General features: G+C 64.2%; 15 protein-coding genes and 1 riboswitch. Of the genes, 6 read left to right on the plus strand and 9 right to left on the minus strand.

Features of this window, described 5'->3' with window-relative positions:
* Position 1: 1 nt before the first annotated feature.
* The 4 genes from E5221_RS25555 to E5221_RS25570 form a co-directional block, all read right to left on the minus strand.
* A complete protein-coding gene (locus tag E5221_RS25555) occupies positions 2 to 610 on the minus strand; it encodes a YqiA/YcfP family alpha/beta fold hydrolase (protein WP_003258136.1) in 609 nt (202 codons plus the stop codon).
* 241 nt (positions 611 to 851) lie between these two features.
* Complete coding sequence (gene cpdA, locus E5221_RS25560) at positions 852 to 1652, minus strand: 3',5'-cyclic-AMP phosphodiesterase (protein WP_247846627.1); 801 nt, start codon at positions 1650 to 1652, stop codon at positions 852 to 854.
* Between the two features lie 85 nt (positions 1653 to 1737).
* Positions 1738 to 2190, minus strand: a complete 453-nt coding sequence (locus E5221_RS25565; RefSeq protein ID WP_016501905.1) for a DUF1249 domain-containing protein — start codon at positions 2188 to 2190, stop codon at positions 1738 to 1740.
* Positions 2181 to 2798, minus strand: a complete 618-nt coding sequence (locus tag E5221_RS25570) for an NUDIX domain-containing protein (RefSeq protein ID WP_015272022.1) — start codon at positions 2796 to 2798, stop codon at positions 2181 to 2183. The genes E5221_RS25565 and E5221_RS25570 overlap by 10 nt, the downstream gene beginning before the upstream one ends.
* A 185-nt stretch (positions 2799 to 2983) precedes the next feature.
* Between E5221_RS25570 and E5221_RS25575 the strand changes: the two genes are divergently transcribed.
* On the plus strand, positions 2984 to 3730 hold the full coding sequence (locus E5221_RS25575; protein WP_039612449.1) for an RsiV family protein: 747 nt from the start codon (positions 2984 to 2986) through the stop codon (positions 3728 to 3730).
* Here the strand turns inward: E5221_RS25575 and cytX are convergent.
* Both cytX and thiC read right to left on the minus strand, forming a co-directional pair.
* Entirely contained in the window at positions 3699 to 4982 is a 1284-nt protein-coding gene (gene cytX, locus E5221_RS25580) for a putative hydroxymethylpyrimidine transporter CytX (RefSeq protein WP_247846628.1), read from the minus strand. The genes E5221_RS25575 and cytX overlap by 32 nt on opposite strands.
* Before the next feature lie 165 nt (positions 4983 to 5147).
* Positions 5148 to 7028 (minus strand): phosphomethylpyrimidine synthase ThiC, encoded by a 1881-nt coding sequence (gene thiC, locus E5221_RS25585; protein ID WP_247846629.1) that lies wholly within the window; start codon positions 7026 to 7028, stop codon positions 5148 to 5150.
* A gap of 154 nt (positions 7029 to 7182) precedes the next feature.
* Positions 7183 to 7289, minus strand: a riboswitch (TPP riboswitch).
* Positions 7290 to 7449: 160 nt separating this feature from the next.
* Here thiC and E5221_RS25590 point away from each other — a divergent pair.
* A complete protein-coding gene (locus tag E5221_RS25590) occupies positions 7450 to 8886 on the plus strand; it encodes a TolC family outer membrane protein (protein ID WP_247846630.1) in 1437 nt (478 codons plus the stop codon).
* A 152-nt stretch (positions 8887 to 9038) separates the two neighbouring features.
* On the opposite strand, the gene waaA is transcribed toward E5221_RS25590, so the two are convergent.
* The gene (gene waaA, locus E5221_RS25595; RefSeq protein ID WP_247846631.1) at positions 9039 to 10310 is read right to left on the minus strand and encodes a lipid IV(A) 3-deoxy-D-manno-octulosonic acid transferase; all 1272 of its coding nucleotides are present in this window, start codon (positions 10308 to 10310) and stop codon (positions 9039 to 9041) included.
* Positions 10311 to 10321: 11 nt separating this feature from the next.
* Positions 10322 to 11212 (minus strand): LysR family transcriptional regulator, encoded by an 891-nt coding sequence (locus E5221_RS25600; RefSeq protein ID WP_247846632.1) that lies wholly within the window; start codon positions 11210 to 11212, stop codon positions 10322 to 10324.
* Between the two features lie 87 nt (positions 11213 to 11299).
* On the opposite strand from E5221_RS25600, the gene E5221_RS25605 reads away from it, so the two are divergent.
* The 4 genes from E5221_RS25605 (at position 11300) to E5221_RS25620 (ending at position 14796) form a co-directional block, all read left to right on the plus strand.
* Complete coding sequence (locus tag E5221_RS25605) at positions 11300 to 11632, plus strand: multidrug efflux SMR transporter (protein WP_013974468.1); 333 nt, start codon at positions 11300 to 11302, stop codon at positions 11630 to 11632.
* A 160-nt stretch (positions 11633 to 11792) separates the two neighbouring features.
* Positions 11793 to 12968 (plus strand): FAD-dependent oxidoreductase, encoded by a 1176-nt coding sequence (locus E5221_RS25610; protein WP_061550407.1) that lies wholly within the window; start codon positions 11793 to 11795, stop codon positions 12966 to 12968.
* On the plus strand, positions 12965 to 13777 hold the full coding sequence (locus E5221_RS25615; RefSeq protein ID WP_247846633.1) for an aldo/keto reductase: 813 nt from the start codon (positions 12965 to 12967) through the stop codon (positions 13775 to 13777). The genes E5221_RS25610 and E5221_RS25615 overlap by 4 nt, the downstream gene beginning before the upstream one ends.
* A gap of 50 nt (positions 13778 to 13827) precedes the next feature.
* On the plus strand, positions 13828 to 14796 hold the full coding sequence (locus E5221_RS25620; RefSeq protein ID WP_247846634.1) for a metal ABC transporter ATPase: 969 nt from the start codon (positions 13828 to 13830) through the stop codon (positions 14794 to 14796).
* Positions 14797 to 14931: 135 nt separating this feature from the next.
* Here E5221_RS25620 and hldE read toward each other — a convergent pair whose 3' ends face one another.
* Positions 14932 to 16353, minus strand: a complete 1422-nt coding sequence (gene hldE, locus E5221_RS25625; RefSeq protein ID WP_247846635.1) for a bifunctional D-glycero-beta-D-manno-heptose-7-phosphate kinase/D-glycero-beta-D-manno-heptose 1-phosphate adenylyltransferase HldE — start codon at positions 16351 to 16353, stop codon at positions 14932 to 14934.
* Between the last annotated feature and the right edge of the window lie 25 nt (positions 16354 to 16378).

A 16378-nucleotide genomic window follows, 5' to 3' on the forward strand; every position in this document is an offset into this window, starting at 1 on the left:
GTCAAAATACAGAAAAATCGAGCGCTGCGTACTGCCCACGGGCAATGCCGGCGAAGGCCAGCAGTGCCGGCAGGCGCTCGGCGAAGCCCTGGAAGCTGTGGTCGCCACCGGCCTGGATGCGCAGGGCACAAGCACGGTAATAGCGCTCGGCATGGCGATAGTCCAGGGTTTCATCGGCGGTCTGCAGCCACACTTGGTAGCGGCTGGCATCCACCGGGGCTGGTACCTCCAACTCGGCCAGGGCCTGCACATGATCGTGGGTCAGCTCCCACGCTTCACCGGTGTAGTGATTGTGCTGGGTGCCCAGGTAGCCGTCGAAATGCTTGTGCGGTGTTACCGCCGGGTTCACCAGCAAGGCCTTGAGGCCGTGGCGCTCGGCCAGATAGGTGGCATAGTAGCCGCCGAGCGAACTACCTACCAACAATGGTGCGCCCAGTTCGGCGATGGCCGCTTCGAGCTGGGCGATGGCCTGCCGTGGGTGGTGGTGCAAGGCGGGCACCCGCAGTTGGGCCGACAGGCCCAGTTGCTGCATCACGGCCTCGAGTTGGCGCGCCTTGGTCGAAAGTGGCGAGCTGTTGAAGCCATGGATATAGAGGATGGAACCCGACATGCTGCCCCCGGAATCTGTGGCTTCGCGCCCGGTCATTTGGGCGCAGGGACGCGCAGTGTAGCGCGTTCGCCGGGTTTTGGCGCCGCACAGGGGTTTTAGCAACAAATTCTTCAACAGCTTTGAGAGTGCCGGGGGCGCTTTGCGCCCCTATCGCGACACAAGGCCGCTCCCACAGGAGATCGCGTACCCCTGTGGGAGCGGCCTTGTGTCGCGATAGGGCTGCGCAGCGGCCCCAAAATCCTCAATAACCAGGGCTATCGAAGTCGAGCTTCACTTCGAAGTCCAGTGCCCGCTCCACCCCGGTCTCCAACCGCCCGTCGGCGTGCAGGCGCAGCCAGCGGTATCCAGGCTGCTCCTCACTCACCTTGAAATCCTCGCTGCGCGCCGCGAACTGGATGCAGGTCGACGGAGTGGCCAGCAGGCGACGACCGTCGCGCACTTCATCCCATTCCTGGTGCACATGCCCCCAGAGCAGCGCCCGCACCTGTGGATAACCCTCGACGATATCGAACAGCGCCTGGGCATTGCGCAAGCCGATCGGCGCAATCCAGGCACAGCCGATATCCACCGGCTGATGGTGGAAGCACACCAGGCAATGCCGTTCACCCGCCTCTCGCAAGGCCGTTTTCAGCACTGCCAGCTGGTCATCCTCCAGCAGCCCATGCGTCGCCCCGGGTACGGCCGTGTTGAGCATGACGATGCGCCACGCACCGATATCGGTCACCGCCTGTACCAGCTCCGGCGCCACTTGCGCCATGACTCGGGCCTCGTCATGGTTGCCAGGCAACCAGCGGGTGGGCACGGCAAACGGTGCGGTCAGCTCACGGAATGCTTCATAGGACGCCACACTGGCGTCCTGGGACAGGTCGCCAGTGCACAGCAGCAGGTCGACAAGCGGTTGCTCCCGCCGCACCTGGGCCACTACATGGCGCAGGCTGTCACGGGTCTTGAGGCCCAGCATGCTGCCGGCCGGGTCGGCGAACAGGTGGGCATCGGTCAGTTGCACCACATGCACGGGGCGCGATTGGTCTGGCTGCGGCAACGGCCGTCTCCTCGAACGGATTCAGCGCGAATTATGGCTGTACAACGGGTGCGAGCAAACACCCGTACCCAAACCACGTCACAATTCAGCGAACGCTTGCCAGCTCGTGGCCACAGGCCAGGCAATGGCTCAGCCATTCACCGAGGAACAGGTTGAGCTGGGCCTTTTCGTCCGGCTGGTGCATGGCTTCGTTGGGATAGGGGTATATGCTGCGCAGGCGTCGGGTGTGTTCGGCACTGACCACTTCGGCCATGCGCGCATCGTGGTACACCTGCACTTCCAGGTGCGGTACCGGCAACCACGGCAGGCTGTGCTCCTGGCGCACGTGCAGGGTGGTGGTGTACGGGCAGGCCAGCACCACGTCGAGCACCAGCACGCCAAGCATCTGGTCGCCCTGGGTCATGCCGATGCGGCGCGAACTCTGGGTGGTGCGCATGTCGGGCAACAGGCGCATCAGCCGGGCGTAGTTGGCCTCGCAGGCTGCCTGCAGCCCGACCAGGTCGACCCGATAACGCTCGCGCAGCAGGTTCACTTCCACATACCTCGTACTTCATCACGGTTCAGCGCCAGCCATTGCAGGCCGATGATGGTCGCCGCATTGCAGATGCGCCCGTCGCGCACCGCCTGCATGGCATCCTCGAACGACCACACGCGCACGCGAATGTCCTCGCCCTCTTCTTCCAGGCCATGCAGGCCGCCCGCCCCTTCACTGCTGCAACGGCCGAGGAACAGGTGAACGTATTCGTCACTGCCGCCGGGCGACGGGAAGTAACGGGTCATCGGCCACAGAGCGCTAAAGGCCAGGCCGGCTTCTTCTTCGGCTTCGCGGTGGGCGACTTCCTCGGGTTGTTCGTCCTTGTCGATAAGCCCTGCCACCATCTCGATCAGCCAGGGGTTGTCGACCTTGTCCAGTGCACCGACGCGGAACTGCTCGATCAGCACCACTTCATCGCGCAACGGGTCGTACGGCAGCACGCACACCGCATCATGGCGCACGAACAGTTCACGGCTGATCTCGCGGCCCATGCCCCCGGCAAACAACTCGTGGCGCAGGCGTAGCTTGTCGAGCTTGTAAAAGCCCTGGAAGCAGTTGGCCCGTTCAATGATTTCGAAGCCCTTGGGCACTGAGTTCAACGCGTCTGACATGGAAATCCTCATTACCTCGAATACCGCATCGCGCCATCCTACTCTGCACGCCTGCCGGTTTCACCCCTTTCCGGCAACCGTTCGCGCACTCGGGACAGCGCGCCTTCTCTCTGTTAGCTTAGTGGCGAACTGAAGGCCGCGCAGACGGTCAAAGGCCGACTTTTCCCTGTTCTGCAAGGATCCTCATGACACTTGTCAAACTGACTTCCGTGGCTGTGCTGGCCCTGGCCCTGGGTGCCTGCCAAAGCCTGTTCACGCCTAACTACCGGGCGCCGCTCGAGGTCAAGCGTGATGCCTGGGAGCATGTCAAACCCGGCTGCAGCGAAAGCGACTGCCCGCTGGTGAACATCGACATGATCCACTTCCCGGCCTTGCCCAAGCTCGATGGCATCGTCGAGAAACGCCTGCTGCAACTGACCGAAGACAACCAGCGCGGCAACGCACCGACCACCCTGCAAGCCTACGAGCAGCAGTACCTGGCCAGTGCCGACAAGCGCAACAGCAGCTACCTGCAGGCCAAGGTACGCGAGCAGCATGACGGACTGGTGATCATCGAATTGTCCAGCTACCTGGACAGCGGCGGCGCCCACGGCATGCCCGGGCGTGGCTTCATCAACTATTCGCGCAAGCTGGACAAGGTGCTGACCCTGCAGGACATGCTGGTGCCCGGCCAGGAAGACACCTTCTGGAAAACCGTCGAGGAATCGCACCGCGCCTGGCTGATCAGCGTAGGCATGGACAAGGATGCCGAGTTCATCAAGACCTGGCCGTTCAAGCAGTCGCCGCACGTCGCCCTGACGTACGGCGCGGTGGTGGTCAAGTACGAGGTCTATACCATCGCGCCCTACTCCATGGGCCACGTGGAGTTGAAGATCCCCTACCCGCGCCTGAATGGCGTGCTCAAGCCCGAGCTGTTTCCCGGCCGCGGCTGAAGCTCAGCAGCCCGTGCAGTAGCCCTGCCAGCAGCAATGCCGGCAGGGTCGCACCCAGGTCCGGCGCTTGCGCGGCGATCAGATGGTACGCGGCAACGCCCACCGCCCAGGCCAGCAGTGCCTGCCAGTGCAAGCCATGCACCTGTGCTGGCAAGCGGCGGCGACGGATCACGTAATGGTCCATCAATACCACACCGAACAGCGGTGCAAACACCGAGCCGATCAGCAGCAGGAAGTTCTCGTACTGTGCCAGTGGCGCCAGCAAGGCGATCAGCGTGCACAGCACGCCAATGGCCAGCGCCAGGTGCTCGACCTTCAGGCGCACCAGCACGCCGGTGGAAACGGCCGCCGAGTGAATGTCGGCAAAAGCCTTTTCCGACTCGTCCAGCAGAATCAGCAGCAGTGGAATGCCCATGCCGGCGCCCGCCAGGGCCAGCAGCAGGGCGTTGGCTTCGCCACTGCCGGCGAAGGCCAGGGTGTAACCCACGCCCAGGCTCATCAGCCAGGTGTTGCCGATGAAGTAACCCAGCACCGTACCACCGAATACACGTTTGCCGTTACGGGCAAAACGCGAGTAGTCGGCGATCAGCGGCAACCAGGACAGCGGCATGGCGATGGCGATGTCGAAGCCCACGGCCAACGACATCGATCCGTCGCCGGCACGGTCCCACAGTGCCGCCAGGTCGGCCTTGGCGAACAGGTTCCAGGTCAGCCAAACGCAAGCGCCCAGCAGCAGCCAGATGCCCCAGGTGCGTAGCACCTTGCGCACGAACGCCAGCGGCCCACCGACCGCGAGCAAGGTGGCCAGGGCGCCGAAGCACAGGGTCCAGAGCACAGGGCTGTTCCAGGCGCTGGCTTCGCCGAACGCCCGCGTGCCCAGCAGGCTGGCAGCATCGCGCATGACGATGATCTCGAACGCGCCCCAGCCCACCAGTTGCAGCAGGTTGAGCAGCGCCGGCAAGCGAGCGCCATGGCCACCCAGGCTCAGTTTCAGCGTGCCCATGGCCGACAGGCCGGTATCGCTGCCGATGACACCGGCAGCCCCCAGCAGCAGCACACCCACACCGGTGCCCAGGGCGATGGCCAGCACCGCGCCAGCAAGGCCCAGGCCAGGGGCCAGCATGGCGCCGACCTGCAGCACCATCAGGCCGATGCCGAGGGAGAACCATAGCGAGAACAGGTCGCGGGCGCCGAAGATGCGCTGGGCGGTGGGGACCGGGTGGTCGGGGGAGAATTGGCTGGGTGATGTCATGGTTGGCGCTCGCCGGCAATGTTGTTGGTGTTCCTGGCGAGGACTGCGTCCTCGTATCGCGACACAAGGCCGCTCCCACAGAAACCGCGCTGGCCTCAAGCCGTGCGCGGTCCCTGTGGGAGCGGCCTTGCGTCGCGAAAGGGCCGCAAAGCGGCCCCAGCGGTCTTAGACTTTGTGATACAGCTGGCTGCCTTCCTGGCGGAACCGCTCGGCCTGCTCACGCATGCCTTGCTCGACCGTCACATCCACGGTTTCGATCTTGGCGGCGTATTCACGCACTTCCTGGGTGATCTTCATCGAGCAGAACTTCGGCCCGCACATCGAGCAGAAGTGCGCGACCTTGGCCGATTCCTTAGGCAGGGTCTCGTCGTGGTAGGCACGGGCAGTGTCCGGGTCCAGGCCGAGGTTGAACTGGTCTTCCCAACGGAACTCGAAGCGTGCCTTGGACAAGGCGTTGTCACGAATCTGCGCACCCGGGTGGCCCTTGGCAAGGTCGGCGGCATGAGCGGCGATCTTGTAGGTGATGATGCCGGTCTTCACGTCATCCTTGTTTGGCAGGCCCAGGTGTTCCTTGGGCGTGACGTAGCAGAGCATCGCGCAACCGAACCAGCCGATCATAGCCGCACCAATGCCCGAGGTGATGTGGTCGTAGCCAGGAGCGATATCGGTGGTCAGCGGGCCGAGGGTATAGAACGGCGCCTCGTCGCAGCATTCCAGCTGCTTGTCCATGTTCTCCTTGATCAGTTGCATCGGCACGTGGCCGGGGCCTTCGATCATGCACTGCACGTCGTGCTTCCAGGCGATCTTGGTCAGCTCGCCGAGGGTCTCCAGTTCACCGAACTGCGCGGCATCGTTGGCGTCGGCAATCGAGCCGGGGCGCAGGCCGTCGCCCAGCGAGAAGCTGACGTCGTAGGCCTTCATGATTTCGCAGATTTCTTCGAAGTGGGTGTACAGGAAGTTTTCCTTGTGGTGTGCCAGGCACCACTTGGCCATGATCGAGCCACCACGGCTGACGATACCGGTGACACGCTTGGCAGTCAGCGGCACATAACGCAGCAGTACGCCGGCATGGATGGTGAAGTAGTCCACGCCCTGCTCGGCCTGCTCGATCAGGGTGTCACGGAACAGCTCCCAAGTCAGGTCCTCGGCCACGCCGTTGACTTTTTCCAGGGCCTGGTAGATCGGCACGGTACCAATCGGCACCGGCGAGTTGCGGATGATCCACTCACGGGTTTCGTGAATGTGCTTGCCGGTGGACAGATCCATGACCGTGTCCGAACCCCAGCGGATGCCCCAGGTCAGCTTGGCCACTTCTTCCTCGATCGAGGAACCCAGGGCGCTGTTGCCGATGTTGCCGTTGATCTTCACCAGGAAGTTGCGGCCGATGATCATCGGTTCCACTTCCGGGTGGTTGATGTTGGCTGGGATGATCGCGCGGCCACGGGCGATTTCCTGGCGGACGAACTCAGGAGTGATTTCTTTCGGGATGTTGGCCCCGAAGCTATGGCCGGCGTGCTGCTCGTCAAGCAGACCAGCGGCACGTGCCTCTTGCAGCTTCATGTTTTCGCGGATGGCCACGTACTCCATCTCGGCAGTGATGATGCCTCGGCGGGCATAGTGCATCTGCGAGACGTTGGCACCAGCCTTGGCCCGACGCGGGTTGCGCACGTGGGCGAAACGCAGCTTGGCCAGTTCGGCATCGTTCAGGCGCTGCTGGCCGAAGTCGGAGCTCAGGCCGGCCAGGCGCTCGGTGTCACCGCGTGCCTCGATCCACGCCGAACGCACATCGGCCAGGCCCTTGCGCACGTCGATGACAACGTTGGGGTCGGTGTACGGGCCGGAAGTATCGTAGACCAGCACCGGGGCATTGGACTCGCCACCGAAATCGGTAGGGGTGTCGTCCAGGCTGATTTCACGCATGGGCACGCGGATGTCCGGGCGCGAGCCTTCGACATACACCTTGCGCGAACGCGGGAATGGTTGCACGGACTGCTGATCGACTTGTGCCGATTCGCTGAGGTTGATCGCTTTTTCTTGTTTGGTCATCACAGGCTCTCCAGACGGCTTCCTAGCAGTGGAATGTCGGGGTGAACCTGAAAGGCGCGGACGCACCCTTGATGGGTGCAGTGCCGGATATGGGGGTGCCTGAAGCTGCATGCAGCTGCGACATTCCCGGACCTGGCACAAGAGGCTCCCCGGGAAGGCGAGCAATCTTGTTCCCTACGCAGGCGCTAACCTGATCAGGTTCAACGGGATCCGCAACTTTGCGATCTCAGCCTTTGCTTCAAGGCACCCCGACAAGAACATGCGCAGTCTAGACTGGAGTGGTCGGCAAAGCCAAGCAGGTAAATGCGCGGATGATGAAAGGCACCCCGAGCGATTGTTGCCGGGTGCGCATGGCACTACACTGGCCCGTCGCTCGATACTCAACAGTTCAGTAATTAAATTTCGTACAAGGATTGCCTCTATGCTGCGCAAACTCTCACTGGCAATAGCCGTGTCTTGTGCGTCCAACGGAGTGGTCTGGGCAGCGGACGTGCCCACTACAGTGAAAACCGACCTGGTCAGCGTCTATCAGGAAGCGGTCGACAACAACGCTGACCTGGCTGCGGCCCGCGCCGATTACGGCGCCCGCCGCGAAGTGGTACCGCGGGCTCGCGCCGGGTTGCTGCCTAACCTGTCGGCCGGTGCCGAAATGCTGAACACCCGCACCAAGCTGGACGAACCATCGGCCACCAGCAACCGCAGCGGCAACACCTGGAGCGCAACCCTGGCGCAACCTATATTCCGCGCTGATCGCTGGTTCCAGTTGCAGGCGGCCGAGGCGGTCAACGAACAGGCGGCGCTGGAGCTGTCGGCGACCGAGCAGAACCTGATTCTGCAAACCGCACAGAACTACTTCGCCGTGCTCCGTGCCCAGGACAACCTGGCCGCGACCAAGGCCGAGGAAGCGGCCTTCAAGCGCCAGCTGGACCAGTCCAACGAACGATTCGACGTCGGCCTCTCCGACAAGACCGACGTGCTGCAATCCCAGGCCAGCTACGACACGGCGCGGGCCAACCGAATCATTGCCGAGCGCCAGGTACAGGATGCCTTCGAGGCCCTGGTGACCCTGACCAACCGGGAATACACGTCGATTCAAGGCGTGGTCCATACCTTGCCAGTGCAGGTGCCTACGCCCAACGACGCCAAGGCCTGGGTCGAAACCGCCGGGCGCCAGAACCTCAACCTGCTGGCCACCAACCACGCGGTCGTCGCTGCCGAGGAAACCCTGCGCCAGCGCAAGGCCGGCCACGCGCCGACCCTGGACGCAGTTGCCAAGTATCAGAAGGGTGACAACGACAACTTCGGTTTCACCAACCCCGCACCGGCCCCCGTTACGCGCTATAGCGGCGACGTCGAGCAGACCAGCATCGGCCTGCAGTTGAACATCCCGATCTACAGCGGCGGCCTGACCAGTTCGCAGGTGCGCGAGGCCTACCAGCGCCTGAGCCAGACCGAGCAGCAGCGTGAAAGCCTGCGCCGCCAGGTGGTGGAAAACACCCGCAACCTGCACCGCGCAGTGAATACCGACGTGGAACAGGTGCAGGCGCGCAAGCAGTCGATCATCTCCAACCAGAGCGCGCTGGAAGCCACCGAGATCGGCTACCAGGTGGGTACCCGCAATATCGTCGACGTGCTTGACGCCCAACGTCAGCTGTACACCTCGGTGCGCGACTACAACAACAGCCGCTATGACTACATCCTCGACAACCTGAGCCTCAAGCAGGCAGCCGGCACCTTGAGCCCGCAGGACCTGCAGGACCTCAAGCGGTACCTCAAACCGGACTACAACCCGGACAAGGACTTCCTGCCGCCGGACCTGGCGGCTGCAGCGGCGAAGAACTTCGAGCGTCGCCCCTGAGATAGGGATGTATTTTCCGCAGGGTGGGTTGCTTTTGATGGCCTCATCGCCGGCAAGCCAGCTTCCACAGGTTCTCCAATGGCCTTAAGCCTCGTGCAGTACCTGTGGGAGCTGGCTTGCCGGCGATGAGGCCAGAAAATCCAACACCAGACTCAGCGGATAAGTGCACCCAGGCCATCGAGCAAGCGCTGCAATGCCCCTTGATTGGCCCACATTACCGCCCTGCCCGCCTCGCCCATGCGCTGTGCATCCTGCGGCAACTCGACCAGCCGCCGCACCGCTTCGGCCAGCCCGTCGGCATCGTCCACCTGCTGCAACGCCCCTGCCTCGCGTAGCATCGCGCTGATTTCGAGGAAGTTGAACACATGCGGCCCCATCAGCACCGGCAAGGCCAGCGCCGCGGGCTCCAGCGGGTTGTGCCCGCCGGTCGCCACCAGGCTGCCACCGACAAAGGCAATGTCGGCCAGGGCATAGAGGAACAGCAGTTCGCCCATGGTATCGCCGAGCAATACGCGAGTCTGCGCATCAACCGGCGTGCCGGCAGAGCGCCGCACGGTGGTGAACTGTTCGCTGCACAGCGCATGCACCGCAGCGAATCGCTCGGGGTGGCGCGGCACCAGGATCAGCAGGGCATCACCATGCACCTGCAACAATTGCCGATGTGCCTGCAGGATCAACGCATCTTCACCTTCGTGGGTGCTGGCCGCGATCCACACCGGGCGCTGTGCAGCCCCCCACTGTTCACGCAATGCCTTGGCACGCGGCAACAGTTGCTCATCGATCTTCAGGTCGAACTTGATCGAACCGGTGACCTGTACGCAATCCGGACGCGCGCCCAGGTCACGGAAGCGCTGGGCCTCGGTTTCGGTCTGCACGGCAATCAGGCTCATCTCGGCCAGCATCGGCCGGGTCAGCCTGGCAAAGCGCCCATAGCCACGGGCCGAGCGCTCAGACAAGCGTGCGTTTGCCAGCGCTACCGGAATGCCGCGCTTCGCACACTGGTGGATGTGGTTGGGCCACAGCTCGGTTTCCATGATGATGCCCAGCTTCGGCTGCACATGGTCGAGAAAGCGCCCTGCCGCCCAAGGCAGGTCGTAGGGCAGGTAGCAATGCTGCACGCGTGGTTCGTCGGCGAACATGGCACGAATGCGCTCTGAACCGGTCGGAGTCATGCAGGTAAGCGTGATCGGCAATTCCGGGTAGGCCTTGAGCAAGGCGCGCACCATCGGTGCCGCCGCAATGCTCTCGCCCACCGATACCGCATGCACCCAGATGCCGCCCCGGCGCATGACCGGCAGCCTGAAAGCAAAGCGCTCGCCAATGCGTTGACCATAGGCCGGCGCCTTGCGCGCGCGCAGGTACAGGCGCAGCGCAACCAGCGGCAGGCCCAGGTGAAACAACAAGGTATAGAGAGTTCTGTTCATGGCCGCGGAGTTTACCCGATCGCGCACAGGTGCACCGCAAAGCGCTCGGCCAGCCACTGCGCGGCAGGCCCCAGTGGCTCGTCGCGGCGCCAGGCCAGCTCCACCACCAAGGCCGGTGGCCGCCACTCGCTGTCCAGTTCGACCATGTGCGCCTGATAGGTCGGGTACTGCACCACGTGCCGCGGCAGCCAGGCCCAGCCCAGGCCGCGCATCAGCAGTTCGGCCATGGCGTAGAAGCTGTCGGCGCGCCACACCTGCGGGCTGATCGCTTCGCCGCCGGGGTAGCCGCTTTGCTGCGGGGCAATCAGCAATTGTCGGTGGCGCGCCAGTTGCTGCCGGGTAACCCGGCCTTCGCCGGCGAGCGGGTGGCCGACCGCGCATACCGTGACCATTTCCACACTGCCCAAGGCGCGTCGCTCCAGCGAGGCCGGGATGCTCTCGTGGTGGAAGAACAGTCCAAGATCGGCGCGCCGCTCCACCAGCTTGCGCGCCACATCGCCCTGGGCACCGCTGGCCAGCTGCACCTCCAGGAACGGGTAGCGGCTGGCCAGCTCGTCGAGGCTGTCAATGACCGGCTGGTATGGCATGGCTTCGTCCTGGGCGACCCGCAACAAGGCCTCCTGCCCGCGCATCAGCGCCAACGCACGGCCATCCAGGCGCTCGCACTGGCGCAACAGTTCGCGGGTATCTTCCAACAGGGCGCTGCCGTTCTCGGTCAGCTTGGGTTGCCGGCCACTGCTGCGCTCGAACAAGGTTACCCCCAGGTCGGTCTCGAGCAGGGCGATCGCGCTGCTGATTGCCGACTGGGCCTTGCGCTGCTCGCGGGCCACGGCAGAGAACGAGCGCAGTTCTGCAACGCGCAGGAAAGTACGCAACTGTTCAAGGTTCCAGTGCTCGGCCATCAACCTATCTCGCATAGTGATAGGCAATGACTTTACCCCATTCGGGGTGGGACTAGAATCTGCGGTCAGCTAACGGAGGATCTCGCCATGAATGCCTACACCTACCTCGCCATCGCCATCTGCGCCGAAGTCATCGCCACCGCTTCCATGAAAGCGGTGAAAGGCTTGAACACGCCCGTGCCGTTGCTGCTGATGGTGGTTGGTTACGGCATTGCTTTCTGGATGCTGACCCTGGTGGTGCGCAGCATTCCGGTGGGGATCGCCTATGCCATCTGGTCGGGGCTGGGGATTGTGCTGATCAGTGTGGCAGCGCTGGTGATCTATGGGCAGAAGCTGGATGTGCCAGCGATGCTGGGGATGGCCATGATTGTGGGTGGGGTGGTGGTGATTCAGCTGTTTTCGAAGACTGCTGGGCATTGAGGCAGCCTGTACGGGCCTCATCGCCGGCAAGCCAACTCCCACAGAGTTGATACAGCCGCAGGGTCAACACCATCCCTGTGGGAGCTGGCTTGCCGGCGATAGGGCCATCACAGGTATACCCTGTATACTTGCCAGCTGTCCCAGTCTTCGAGGTACCGCCATGCCATCTGCCATTTCCACTGACGTGCTGATCGTCGGCGCCGGGGTCGCAGGCCTCTGGCTCAATGCCCGCCTGCGCCGGCTGGGCTACTCGACAGTACTGGTGGAACGCGCCAGCCTTGGCGGCGAGCAGACCATCAAGTCTCAGGGCATCATCCATGGCGGCACCAAGTACGCCCTGCATGGCGCCCTCACCGGCGCTTCGGAAGCCATCGCCGACATGCCGCGACGCTGGCGCGAAGCGCTGAGCGGCAGCGGCGAGCTGGACCTGACCCGCACTCGCCTGCTGTCCGACGCGCATTACCTGTGGTCGCCTGGCACCCTGGCCGGCAATCTCACCAGTTTCTTCGCCAGCAAGGCCGTGCGTGGCAGGGTCGACCAGGTGAAAGGCGAGCAACTTCCGCCCGCGCTGCAGGACCGCGCCTTCAAAGGCAAGGTCTATCGCCTGGCCGAACTGGTCATCGACGTACCCAGCCTGCTGGCCAACCTGGCCGAGCTGGCAGGCGACAGCCTGCTGGCCGGTGAGCACATCGAGCCGCTGCGCGAGGGCGAAGACCTGGTTGGCCTGCGCGTCGACGAGCGCGACATCCGCGCCCAGCGTATCGTGCTCAGCGCCGGCGCCGGCACCGAGCAGCTGCTGCATGCCCTGGGCCTCAACCAGCCAGCCATGCAGACACGCCCGCTGCATATGGTGATGGCCAAGGGTGCCAACCTTAAACCGCTTTACGCCCATTGCCTGGGCGGCGGGCCGAAGCCACGGGTGACGGTGACCACCCACCCGGCCGCCGATGGCCAGTGGGTCTGGTACCTGGGTGGCGACCTGGCCGAAGCCGACGGCGTTGCCCGCGAGCCGGCTGCGCAAATCGCCGCGGCACAGAAAGAAATCGCCAGCCTGCTGCCATGGGTCGACCAGAGCCAGGTGCGCTGGGCCACCCTGCGGGTCGACCGAGCGGAACCGGCGCAATCGGGCCTGGTACGCCCGGACAACGCCTTCCTCGCCGACCAGCAACGCCTGCTGGTGGGCTGGCCAACCAAGCTGGCCCTGGCACCGGACTTCAGCGACCGGGTCATCAGCCACCTGGAGCGCGACGGTATCCGCCCACAGGCGCAGGCCGACCTGGCTGACCTGCCACGCCCACCGCTGGGCGTACCGGCCTGGGAGCAACTGCTGCCATGAGCCTGCCGACCCTGCACGACTTCCATCGCCCCTTGGGCAGCACCGGCTTCAAGGTTTCGCCGCTCGGCCTGGGCACGGTCAAGCTGGGCCGCGACCAGGGCGTGAAGTACCCCACCGGCTTCACCATCCCCGGCGATGACGAAGCCAGCCTGCTGCTGGCCCAGGCCCGCGAGCTGGGCATCAACCTGATCGACACCGCCCCGGCCTACGGCCGCAGCGAAGAGCGCCTGGGCCCGCTGCTGCGCGGCCAGCGCGATGAATGGGTGATCGTCAGCAAGGTTGGCGAAGAATTCGACAATGGCCAATCGCACTTCGATTTCAGCGCCGCCCACACCCGCCGCTCGGTGGAGCGCAGCCTGCGGCGCCTGGAAACCGATCGCATCGAGCTGGTGCTGGTGCATTCCGACGGCAACGACCTAGCGATCCTCGAACAGCAGGAGGTCTACCAGACCCTTGCCGAGCTCAAGCAGGAGGGCAAGATCCTCGGCTTCGGCCTGTCCGGCAAGACCGTCGCCGGCGGCCTGAAGGCGCTGGAGCAAGGCGACTGCGCCATGGTCACCTACAACCTCAACGAACAGGCAGAACGCCCGGTGCTGGACTACGCTGCCGAACACGGCAAGGCCATCCTGGTGAAGAAGGCCCTGGCCAGCGGGCATATCTGCCTGGCCCCGGGCGTTGACCCGGTGCAGGCCAGCTTCGAGCTGCTGTTCGCCCACCCCGGCGTCAGCAGTGCTATCGTCGGCACCATCAATCCGTTGCACCTGGCCCACAACGTGGCCACCGTCGCCCGTATCCTGGGCCAGCATTGAGTTGCCCCAGGCCCGCGGGCCTGGACTGACCCGACGCAAGGAGGAGCCTCGTGGCGCGAACGCTGATCCGCAAGAACCCGAGCAACTTCAAGACACTGCCGCTGCATGTCGAGGCCACGCCCGAAGGGCTGATCTATCAGAGCATCGGCATGCCGCTGAACTTTGCCCAGATCCAACAACGGCGCAAGGCTATCCAGCTGCCCGACGTGCAGCGCTTCGTGATCGAACTGGCCAACCTTGGCGTGTCGGTACGGCTGACCCTGCATTGGCAGAACCGCGATTACTGGGTGCTGGTACGTCAGCGCCGGCAAGACCGTGGCGATGTGGTGCTGAAACTGATTTCCGGCTATGTGCCGGCGCAGGAGCTGAACCTGCCATTGCACACGGCCGTGCAGGAAGTGGCCGAGGAATGCTTGCTGGAAACCCCGGAAGGCTGGCTGGGCGGGCGCTTCAACGACACCTGGTTGCCGGTGCCCTACGCTGCCGCCCTGCACTACCGCGAAACGCCGCACTTCGTGCTGGCCCCGGAGTCGGGTGCCGCGCGCCCGGTGCACTGCGGCAAGCTGATGCTGCTGGAACGGCCGCGGGCGTATGTGCACTTGCCCACCGCCTCGCTGCAACTGATCTACGACATGCGCCTGCAAGTACCCCGGGACGCCAAGAAGCTCAGCCTGTTCCACGTTGATGAGCGGCTGGAGGGCGACCAACTGGTGGCGCGGCTAAATCGCAAACGACCAGACCTGTACCTGATGCCATTGAAGGACGGCCAGCCACTGGCTGAGCTGTATACCGTGAAGAAGGACGAACTGGTGCCGGCAAGCACGCGCGGGCTGTACCTGGCCGAAAGTTTTGCCCGGCAGGATGGCTGGGTGGTCACGGACGAGCGGGTGCGCTGGAAGGATTGGGTGAAGCAGCAGGGATTGATGGAGAACAAGCCGGTGCGGGCATCGCACCTGCAGCGGTTTGGCGACAAGGCGCGAGCGCTGCTGGAGCGGGCGCGGACCTCATTGCACAAGTAAGACTCTGGGGCTGCTTCGCAGCCCATCGCGACACAAGGCCGCTCCTACAGGGGATCGCGCAAGCCTTGAAGTTGCGTGACCTGCTGTAGGAGCGGCCTTGTGTCGCGATGGGCCGCAAAGCGGCCCCGGGATCGATCAGTTCTTGCGAATCTTCTCGACAATCGCCGTGGTCGAGCTGTTCTCGACCAGCCCCAGCACCTTCACGGTACCGCCATAGGCCTTGACGATATCGGCACCCACCACCTGGTCGATGCCATAGTCGCCACCCTTGACCAGCACGTCCGGCTTGACCTGGCTCAGCAGGTTCTCCGGCGTACCCTCGGGGAAGCTGATGACCCAGTCCACCGCCCCCAGCCCGGCCAGTACGGCCATGCGCCGGTCGACGCTGTTGATCGGCCGACCCGGCCCTTTCAAGCGGCTGACCGAGGCATCGTCGTTGATCGCGACGATCAGGCGATCGCCCTGGGCCCGCGCCTGCTCCAGGTAGGTGACATGCCCGGCATGCAGGATGTCGAAGCAGCCGTTGGTGAAGACGATCTTCTCTTTGTGCGCCCGCGCGTCATCAATGGCCAGCAGCAGTTGCTCCAGGCCCAGCACGCCGCGCTCGGAGCCTTCCTCACGCTGGATCGCCCGGCGCAGCTCGGGGGCGCTGATCGCAGCCGTACCCAGCTTTCCGACCACGATGCCCGCTGCCAGATTGGCCAGGGCCACCGCGTGGGGCAGGTCCTCGCCGGCAGCGATGGCCGCGGCGAGTGTGGAGATGACGGTATCACCGGCACCGGTCACATCGAACACTTCACGCGCCCGCGCCGGCAGGTGCAGCGCCGGCTGGCCGACGCGCAGCAGGGTCATGCCGTGCTCGCCACGGGTCACCAGCAAGGCGCCAAGGTCCAGGTCCTGCAGCAGTTGCAGGCCCTTGGCGACCAGCTCGGCCTCATCGGCGCAACGGCCAACGATGGTCTCGAACTCGCTGAGGTTGGGAGTGATCAGGCTGGCGCCACGGTAGATGGAAAAATCCTTGCCCTTGGGGTCGGCCAGCACCGGAATGCCCTTGGCCCGCGCGGCCTGGATCAGGCTCTGGTGGTTTTTCAGTGCGCCCTTGCCGTAGTCGGACAGGACCAGCACCTTGACGCCCTCGAGCAGGCTGTCGACCTCCGCACCCAGCGACAGCGGGTCGGTAGCGAATGGCTCTTCGAAATCGATGCGCAGCAACTGCTGGTGACGGCTCATTACCCGCAGCTTGACGATGGTCGGCTGGTGCGCGATGCGCTGGAACACCGAGCGCACGCCTGCAGCTTGCAGGCTGTTGGCCAGGCTGTCGGCGGCCTCATCCTGGCCGGTGACGCCAATCAGCGAAGCCGGTGCACCCAGGGCGGCGATGTTCAAGGCAACGTTGGCCGCGCCGCCGGGGCGATCCTCGATCTGATCGACCTTGACCACCGGGACTGGCGCTTCAGGCGAGATACGTGAAGTACCGCCATGCCAGTAGCGGTCGAGCATGACATCGCCGACCACCAGTACCGGGGCTTGATCGAAACGCGGCATGGACAACTTCATGGGCAACCCATATGGAAATAATGAA

This window comes from Pseudomonas sp. A2 (genome assembly GCF_023100865.1).
Lineage (GTDB): Bacteria > Pseudomonadota > Gammaproteobacteria > Pseudomonadales > Pseudomonadaceae > Aquipseudomonas > Aquipseudomonas asiatica.